Source organism: Moorena sp. SIO3B2 (genome assembly GCF_010692525.1).
In the GTDB taxonomy this organism is placed as follows: domain Bacteria; phylum Cyanobacteriota; class Cyanobacteriia; order Cyanobacteriales; family Coleofasciculaceae; genus Moorena; species Moorena producens.
Window position 1 is genome coordinate 1 of sequence record NZ_JAAHHE010000277.1, and the last position, 8,350, is coordinate 8,350.

5 protein-coding genes are annotated in these 8,350 nt (G+C 44.0%); 4 read left to right on the forward strand and 1 reads right to left on the reverse strand.

Annotation, left to right across the window (positions count from 1 at the left end):
- The first annotated feature begins 158 nt into the window (after positions 1-158).
- The 3 genes from F6K38_RS30945 (at position 159) to F6K38_RS30955 (ending at position 898) form a co-directional block, all read left to right on the forward strand.
- On the forward strand, positions 159-353 hold the full coding sequence (locus F6K38_RS30945; RefSeq protein ID WP_044492654.1) for a hypothetical protein: 195 nt from the start codon (positions 159-161) through the stop codon (positions 351-353).
- 73 nt (positions 354-426) lie between these two features.
- Positions 427-549 carry a hypothetical protein gene (locus F6K38_RS30950; protein ID WP_287253614.1) on the forward strand — a complete coding sequence of 41 codons (123 nt, stop codon included), beginning with the start codon at positions 427-429 and terminating at the stop codon, positions 547-549.
- 106 nt (positions 550-655) lie between these two features.
- A complete protein-coding gene (locus tag F6K38_RS30955; RefSeq protein ID WP_008182435.1) occupies positions 656-898 on the forward strand; it encodes a NifU family protein in 243 nt (80 codons plus the stop codon).
- Between the two features lie 356 nt (positions 899-1,254).
- On the opposite strand, the gene F6K38_RS30960 is transcribed toward F6K38_RS30955, so the two are convergent.
- The gene (locus F6K38_RS30960) at positions 1,255-2,991 is read right to left on the reverse strand and encodes an EAL domain-containing response regulator (protein WP_008182437.1); all 1,737 of its coding nucleotides are present in this window, start codon (positions 2,989-2,991) and stop codon (positions 1,255-1,257) included.
- Positions 2,992-5,044: 2,053 nt separating this feature from the next.
- Between F6K38_RS30960 and F6K38_RS30965 the strand changes: the two genes are divergently transcribed.
- Positions 5,045-7,600: a DUF7925 domain-containing protein gene (locus F6K38_RS30965; protein WP_008182442.1), complete on the forward strand. Its 2,556-nt coding sequence runs from the start codon at positions 5,045-5,047 to the stop codon at positions 7,598-7,600.
- The last annotated feature ends 750 nt before the right edge of the window (positions 7,601-8,350 follow it).

The following is an 8,350-nucleotide window of genomic DNA, read 5'->3' on the forward strand; positions in this document are numbered from 1 at the left end:
CTTTGTTACAAAATTTTTCAAAATATGTTATAATAAAATATTTTTGTGTTATAGTAGAAGAGTGGGCGCTGAGACGCCCAGAGTCAAGAGCTAGCCCGGGGACACTGGAACATCAACGGGCTAGCTCTGGCTCCCCTATCAAAGGAGATAGTTTAATTATGAGTTATTCTGAACGGCTTCACCCGTGGGTGGTAATTAGGCTGCTACCACAAATGCAGCGAGTTGTTGTTGCTCGCTTTCGCAATCGGTCGGATGCCGAGGGACATTTGTGGGCCCTGAAACGATTAATGCCTGATGCGGAATTTATAATTATTTTTGATGTCGGGAATAATCCGATAAATCCTAGGGAATAGGGAATAGGGAATAGGGAACAGGCTGACTGCCGGACACAAGTGCCTCAAAGCCTGATTATGCCTAGGTGATGGGATGCAGGTTTTGAGCGGACGGTCCGAGACAACTGGTAGAAAAGAGCGATTGACCTTTGGTCACCCTACGGGAAGGTTGGCTATAGAGGATCAGACATGGTGCGATCGCTATCCTAAACCTTAACCATGATATCGGTCATCAGTCATCAGTCCTTACTCATCAGTCATTTCTCACAGAAAGCTACCATTAACATAGTTATCATGAAATTACAATGTAGCTGAGGTTTATTATGTCAGAAACAATGGCACTCACTCCAGAAAATGTTGAAACAGTCCTGGATGAGATGCGTCCTTACCTGATGGCTGACGGTGGGAATGTGGAGCTAGTTGAGTTAGATGGTCCGACTGTTAAATTAAGACTTCAGGGAGCCTGCGGGTCTTGCCCTAGCTCTACCATGACCCTGAGAATGGGGATTGAGCGCCGCTTAAAGGAATTTATCCCTGAAATCCTTGAAGTGGAGCAAGTAATCTAAGCTGAATACTCAGTTAATGAGTGGGGAGTGCTGAGTGTTCAGCCGATTATAGCTGTTCTCATCTTGGATCGGAGAAAGTAGGGGCACGATCAGATCGTGTTCCTACAAAACAACTGTCTTCTAAACCATTGCTAATGGCTATAGCACTTACATTTTAGTTGTTAACATAATCCCTGAGGGAAAAGCTTCCAGGCAAAAGGCAAGAGGCCAAATAAATATAATAAAGTATATAGGGATTTTGGGTAATTTCAAAAAACTGTAACTATTTTTTACAATGAATTGTCAAATCTGATCAGATGTCTTAATAATGACTAACTAATAAAATAATTAAATAATTAAATTAATAAACCAATAAATTATCCCAGAGAAGAGAGTGAAAGCCTTTTACCAGTACTAAGCCATTCTGTGAAGGTTGGAGCCGATAATGGAGGACTGAAGCAATAACCCTGAATTTCATCACACTTATGACCACACAGGAACGCCAGTTGGCTAGCTGTCTCCACCCCTTCCGCTACCACCTTCAAGTTGAGACTGTGAGCCATTTGCAAAATCGCAGTCGTAATGGCTTCGTTTTTTACATCCTCTGTAAGTTGGCAAACGAAAGAACGGTCAATTTTTAACACATCAAAGGGAAATAGTCTCAGATAGCTCAGAGAACAGTAACCGGTTCCAAAATCATCAATCGAGATCTGAATACCAAAGGACTTTAACTCTTTTAAGGTAGCGATCGCATGGTTGGGATTGTCCATGAGGGTACTTTCGGTTAATTCCAATTGCAAATATCTCGGGTCAAGTTCGGTTTCTTCAAGAATTGCTAGGATTGAGTTACTGAGATTGGGTTGATTAAACTGATGTCCCGATAAATTTACAGCGATTTGTACTGGGGACAACCCTTGAGTTTGCCAGAGTTTGGCTTGGGTACAGGCTTTTCGCAGTACCCACTCTCCTAGAGGCACAATCAAACCAGTTTTCTCAGCTAGGGGAATGAATTTAGCTGGAGAGATTGCTCCCAATGCTCGATGATGCCAACGGATTAAGGCTTCTGCTCCCTCGATTTCTCCAGTTCTCAGATTTACTTTGGGCTGATAGTAAACTTGAAGTTCATCCTTTGGCAATGCTTGGCGCAATTGTAATTCTAGCCATAGGGCTTGTTGGGATTTGTCACCAATCGAAGCAATATAAAATTCGTAAGCCTTCTGTCCTTTTTGTCCAGCATTTTCTCTGGCTCCGTTGGCATGGGTGATCAGGGTATTTAGATCAAGAGCATCCCTACCAAAGCAGGCGATGCCGATTCTAGGGGTCAGGACAATCTCATATTCTCCTATAGTAAAGGGTAAGGATAAAGCATCGATCAGTGTTTCCGCCATTTGCCCTATCTCTGTCTGGTTAATTGTAGTAGCTAGCAAGATCACAAATTGATCTATCCCTAACTGAGCCACTGTATCCAAAGGTCCAACCCTACCAAGAAGTCGTTTGGCCACGGCCTGAAGTAACAAATCACCACTAACAGGGCCTAGGGTATTGTTGATCTGGTTGAGTTGGTCAAAGCTTAAAGACAGCACTGGCAGACGACGATAACGTCCCTGTCGTTGGAGCAGTAGTTGATTAAATCGCTCTTCTAGCAAGAGTCGGTTCGGCAAGTTAGTAACCTGGTCATAACGGAGTAGGTAGTTCAGTTGAGCTTGGACTTTTTTCAGTTCAAGATGATGGCGCTTGGTTTGATAAAGTCGTTTTTGTAGTCGAGTAGCGATCGCATCTAGCAATTCTTCGCGCTTAACAGGCTTGATCAGATAATCATCAGCCCCTAACCTCATCACCATACGCCAATCTGACCAGTCAGCTTTGGAGCTGAGGAAAATAAAGGGAATCGCAGCAGTGACGGGATCTTCCTGTAGAGTCTTTAAAACACCATAACCATCTAGCTGAGGTATGATTATATCACAAATAATTAAATCTGGCTGCTGGTTTTGAGCAAGCTTGACCCCACTGTTACCGTTGTCACTACTAATCGTCTCGAACCCTTCTGCTCTGAGCAGCGTGAGTAGCTTCTTCCGAATTATTGGCTCGTCTTCAATTACTAGAATCTTATTCATAGTTCTTTGGACTTAAATCAAGTGTAGTGGACATAGAAGGTGATCTTGAACAAGGTTTTGCGAAGGAACAGGGTAAAGATCTAACCAGGGATTTCAATACTGCAAGGGATCCCCCACAGTCGGATCACAGTAGCGAAACCCGATTTCCTTGGTGTAGCTGAATTTCGGTACGGGTGTCGGCTACTAACTCAGTAGTATTGGGAGGTATGTGACCTAGACTTGGTATCAGTATAGCGGTTTTTAATCTAGTAAGGTACAAGTTTTTGGGTTTTAGGGAGCAGGGACTTCGGAAGAGGGAGGGTGCATCTCATATTTGTAAAAAAGATCTCAAGTGTGGGGCCCGGGCGCGGGGCGGGGGCGCGGGGAGTGTGGGAATTTTCTCCCGAATTTTTGCCTAATTGCAAAACTGAGATGCACCCAAGAGGGAAGAGGGAAGAGGGAAGAGGAACCCACCCCTAACCCCTCCCAGGAGGGGAAGAGGGAAGAGGGAAAAAAATATGTGTACCTCATGAGGATAAAAAGCGCTATGCTGAGGTCAGCAGATACTTCATCATTGTTTTCTGTTGGTAGTTGCTTTCAAATATTAACTGAGTATCTTGGTCTCTTAATTCCCTGTGAAATTTTATTTCTTAAAATCAAAAAAAAACCATGCTTGATTTTGATTAATTAGGGTAAATATAGCAGTCGCCAGGGCAGTTATAACATGACAAAAGTCTCAAACCTAAGTAAGCGCAATAGTTTGACTTCTGGCTTCTGACTTCTGACTTCTGACTTCTGACTTCTGACTTCTGCTATATAATTCCACATTTGTATAAGAGATTACACGTTTAATATTAGTCACCAAACCTTCACATTATTACGATTAAATTATTTGACCCTAATTTAATCGTAATAATTATCGTTACCATGGCATTTATTCCACCCTTTTTAAAAAGTAAATATTCTCAGTACCTTATGTCAATAAACATCTCTATACAATTTGTTAAAGCACTTGTAATTAGTTTAATAAAATTCGATGATTATTAATCAGCCGTCAAAATTTATGAGCTATCCATCCGGTTTTTTTTATCAAAACCTATTTTTGTAATAATTGGACTGTAATTTAGCGTAATTTTGCTGAATTGGGTATATAAATAAGATAATAGTCATTCAAATGGCACATTTAAATTGATACTTTTTGATGTAAAGGTTGATTAATAAGCTTTAACACTGAGCAGAGATCCATCATGATTGCCCCGCACCCAAGTTCGGGACGCGGTCAACCGTTAACCCTCAGTCAACCCTCAACATCACCCTGTAACTTTTCCTGTGCCAATTAATTAGATGGTTAACAACTTACTAAGCTTACTAAGCGGGTTTATAAACGAGTTGTAAACACCCAGAAGCCCAAAAGTTATTGTATTGCCGGTCTCTTGTCCGCCTGCTCGTTCACCACCTATTTATTATTGCTATATAATTATTTAATTTTAAGTAATTTTTATCCCAATAACTCATAGAGTTAATCATTATAATTTTCCTCACATCTAAAACACTAGATCAGTTATTAATTAATCTATTGTCCCCGAAGCGGGGGATTAGCGCATCAACCGTATGACTAAATAAGTATGAGCATAATCACTTAATTTAGCTTAGATAGGTTATAGTTATTTTACTTATGCCCTTCGATCTAGCTAACATCACCGACATTGACCCTGAAGTCATACCTATAAGTCATACCTATCTGCTGCTGTAACCCCCTTTGCCTAGCTAGTTATAGCAATGACTCCAGTACTATAACCTGCTACTAGAAAAAAAAAGCAACTAAAGGAAATATTTAGTACTTATGGCTGATAGTTTACGACCTATTACGTATTTTTACATATGGACTTCAAAGTGACTACTATAGAAAATCCGTTAAATCTCCAATGCCTAAAGCACCTTAGGTGAGTTTTCCTAGATATGGAAGGCTAGCCTAGCTTGATAACAAGCTACTAGTTAACAACCAGGGTCAGTATCATCCTAGACCCCGGGAGTATTTATATATCTTTGTGTTCTCAATTAGGGAAAATCCTCCATGGCTCAACGAAAGTCAATCAAGCTTCGTCGTAGATACTTACGACCATTAGTCAGTGCTTCCCTCATTCTCGGTAGTTTGTTTCAGCTGGCAGTACCTGTATTTGCGGATGGAACTACTGCTGGTGTACAGATTATTAACCAGTCGGAAGCTACCTATGAAGACCCCAACAATCCAGAGGTTGAAATCAACGCGACCTCAAACACTGTGATCGTTAAGGTGGCTGAAGTTGCTGGTTTGCTGGTTCAACCTGATGGTGTTAATGACGTCAACCTAGGTAGTATTGCTACTGGTGATATCCTGCAATTTGACTTCGTGATTACCAACATTGGTAACGAAGAAACCAATATTGTTATCCCTGGTCTTGATAACATCGCCATCACTGGTTTAGATCCCGATCCTGCTGCTCCTACTCCTATTACAGTGACAGCTGACTTGGATGGGGATGGCACTTTCGAGACAACTATTCCAGGAACTGGTTTGACTACACCCGATCCCATTCCTGCTGATCAGAGCATTAAGGTACGGGTTGAAGGTACGGTGATTGTAGATGAAGCAGGAGCTCCGATTAATGTCCAGTTAGGTGATACCGAACCTAACGACAACAGTCCTGCTACTGATAACCAGCCGGATGCTGATGATGGTTCCAATCCTAACGAGGTTCGTACCCAAGATGCTGATCCTACCGAAGCTCCGGTCAATGGTGAGCGTGAGGGTTCTGCGTTCCAAGAGGTCTTACTCTCTACGGAGATTAAGGAACTAGCAACCATCACTGTTCTCAAGCGAATCATAGGTCCAAATAATATTGAGCTAGTTGATAAGGGTGATAACCCTGAAGATGCTAGCGATGACAAAATTACCTATCGCTTAGACTTCCGGGTTGAGTCCTCTAACCCAGCGATTAATTTCCAAGCTGCAGATCTCGAAGGAACTAGCATTACCCTTGATGGTGCGCCAGTCCAGCGTGTCTTGGTCTCTGATGTCATTCCCGAAGGTACAGTATTTGACCCTGACGCAACGGCTAATCCACCAGCAGGCTGGACAGTGGTCTACTCTGATGATGACCCAGCGGTGACTGGTCGTGACGCCCTGAGCGTAGACTGGTCTATTACCCCGCCAGCTGCTAGTGAGGTTAAGCGCATTGGTTTCATTTTTGACGGTCATATTGATGCAGGAACCTCCACTGAAGGTGATGGCAATGGCTTCACTTTTGGTGTGATTACCAGTGGCTTACCCACTGCTGGTGGTGAAGTCGCTAACATTGCTCAGGCATTTGGTGAAACTGTCGGTGACCCAACGGATGAAGTGGTCTACGATGAATCCGGTGACCAAAATCCCAACAACTACAATGATGATGGTACACCACCCGATGAGACAGGTACCGACTTCAACCCAGCTACAGACCTTGGTATTGCCAATCCCAGTGCTGATGGTGTTGATGAAGACAATAACAATACAGGTGAAGGACCTAAGGGTGAAGACACTGTAGTTACCATTACTGCAGAGATTGAGACTAAGAGTCAAATCCTCAATGGTCCGGAGGATCGACCCAACGCCATTGGTCCAACCAATGACAATGATGACTTCACTAACCAGTCCACAACTATTCCAGCTGGATTAGCTCAGGGTCAGCCCATTCCAGATCCAGGTGAGGTCATCTTCAACAATACTGTTGAGAACCCCAATACTACTAATTTGGATAACGTAACCTTGTTGCCAATTGCCCCTTCACTGGGTACTGCGGCGACTAATGACCCTCAAGTTAATCCTCAATTCACCACTCCAGTAGAGTTTGGACCAAATAACCAGATTCCTGATGGTACTACGGTCAGGATCAGGTACACCCCAGATACAGGTACGCCTCTTGAGGCGACCTACACCTACACTGAAGATGGTGGTTTTACCACTACTGATCCAGCGGTTAATGTTGGTACTCTCACACCAGGTCAGCAATTGGATTACGAGGTAATTGTTGACTTACCTGCTAATACGCCTCAAGTTCAAGGTTACGGGATTCCGATTGTTTCCTTCGTGGACAACAACCCGAACGGAGACTTTGATGTCACTCAGGAAACCGTCTTCAACATCACTGTTGACCGGGTCTACACTGGCTACATGCAGATGGTGAAAGAAGCTCGAATTCTCGATACTGATGGTGTAACAGTGATTGAGGAATTCACCACCGGAACTCCCACAGGTGATCCTGAGGAGGGTGGCCTCACTGAACGAGCTAAGCCTGGTCAGTTTATCGAGTACCGAATCACCTACACCAATATCTCTGAACCACTAGTGGGTGCTGGTAACGTAATTTTGGATGCTAACAACTTCACCATTACTGAGGATGGCGAACAAGCTCCTAACAACTGGGTTACTGTCACCACTCACGAGCAGGGAACTGAGCCATCTCAGGGTACTGTGGAGTACTTTAATAAAACCTTATCCTTTGGAAATAGTGACCCAGCTAGCGGTGAAGAGGTAACTAAGTACGTCAATGAGGTTGGTACTGTTGCTCCTGGGGACAATGGTTCCTTTGTCTTCCGTCGTAAGGTTGACTAATCCTTGATGCTCTGAAGTAGGAAGTATAGCGCTACGCGCAAGGCAAGAGGAATCCCCCCTAACTCATAAGGGTAGGTTTTTAACAAAGACGTGAGCTGTGGGGTGTGGGGTGTGGGGTGTGGGGTGTGGGGTGGGGTGTGGGTTGACCGGGTGTGGGGTGTGGGGTTTGTCGTTCAAAATCATCATTTCTTCGTTGTTTTCCTTTTCCTCTCCCTCTGGGTCGCCCCATGTTTGACCCTAATGTAAAAAACCTACCCCTGTGAGCCTTAAGAAGGGGGGCAGGCAAGAGGCAAAAGTTGACTACAAAAGCGCAGGTGCGCTCTTACCATTAAGAATTAATTCGCCACGGGTCGCACCTTTTTCAGCTTTGATCAATGTCAAACACCTGAATGCTTAGTGCTATATGAAGTAGGGGCGCTGCTGAATTGAAGTATGAATGCGCGATTGTTTAGTTTTCGCCAAGCCCCTGTGGGTTCCCCGAGCGAGCAATCCCTCGCTCGGGGGACGCAAGAGAGTTTTGTTCCCCCCAAGCGAGCAATCCCTCGCTTGGGGGGCTAGGGGGGCAAAATCATACCCAGAATCAGCAACGCCGAAGTAGGAATTATGAAGTAGGAAGTATGAAGTATAGCAGTCGCCAGGGCAGTTAGGACATCGACATTAGTCTCACACCCTTTGTAAGCGATGCAGAGGTGCGACCCGTGGCGAATTTAATTCGCCAACGGAAAGCGCACCTAAGCGGTCTTGGGGGTT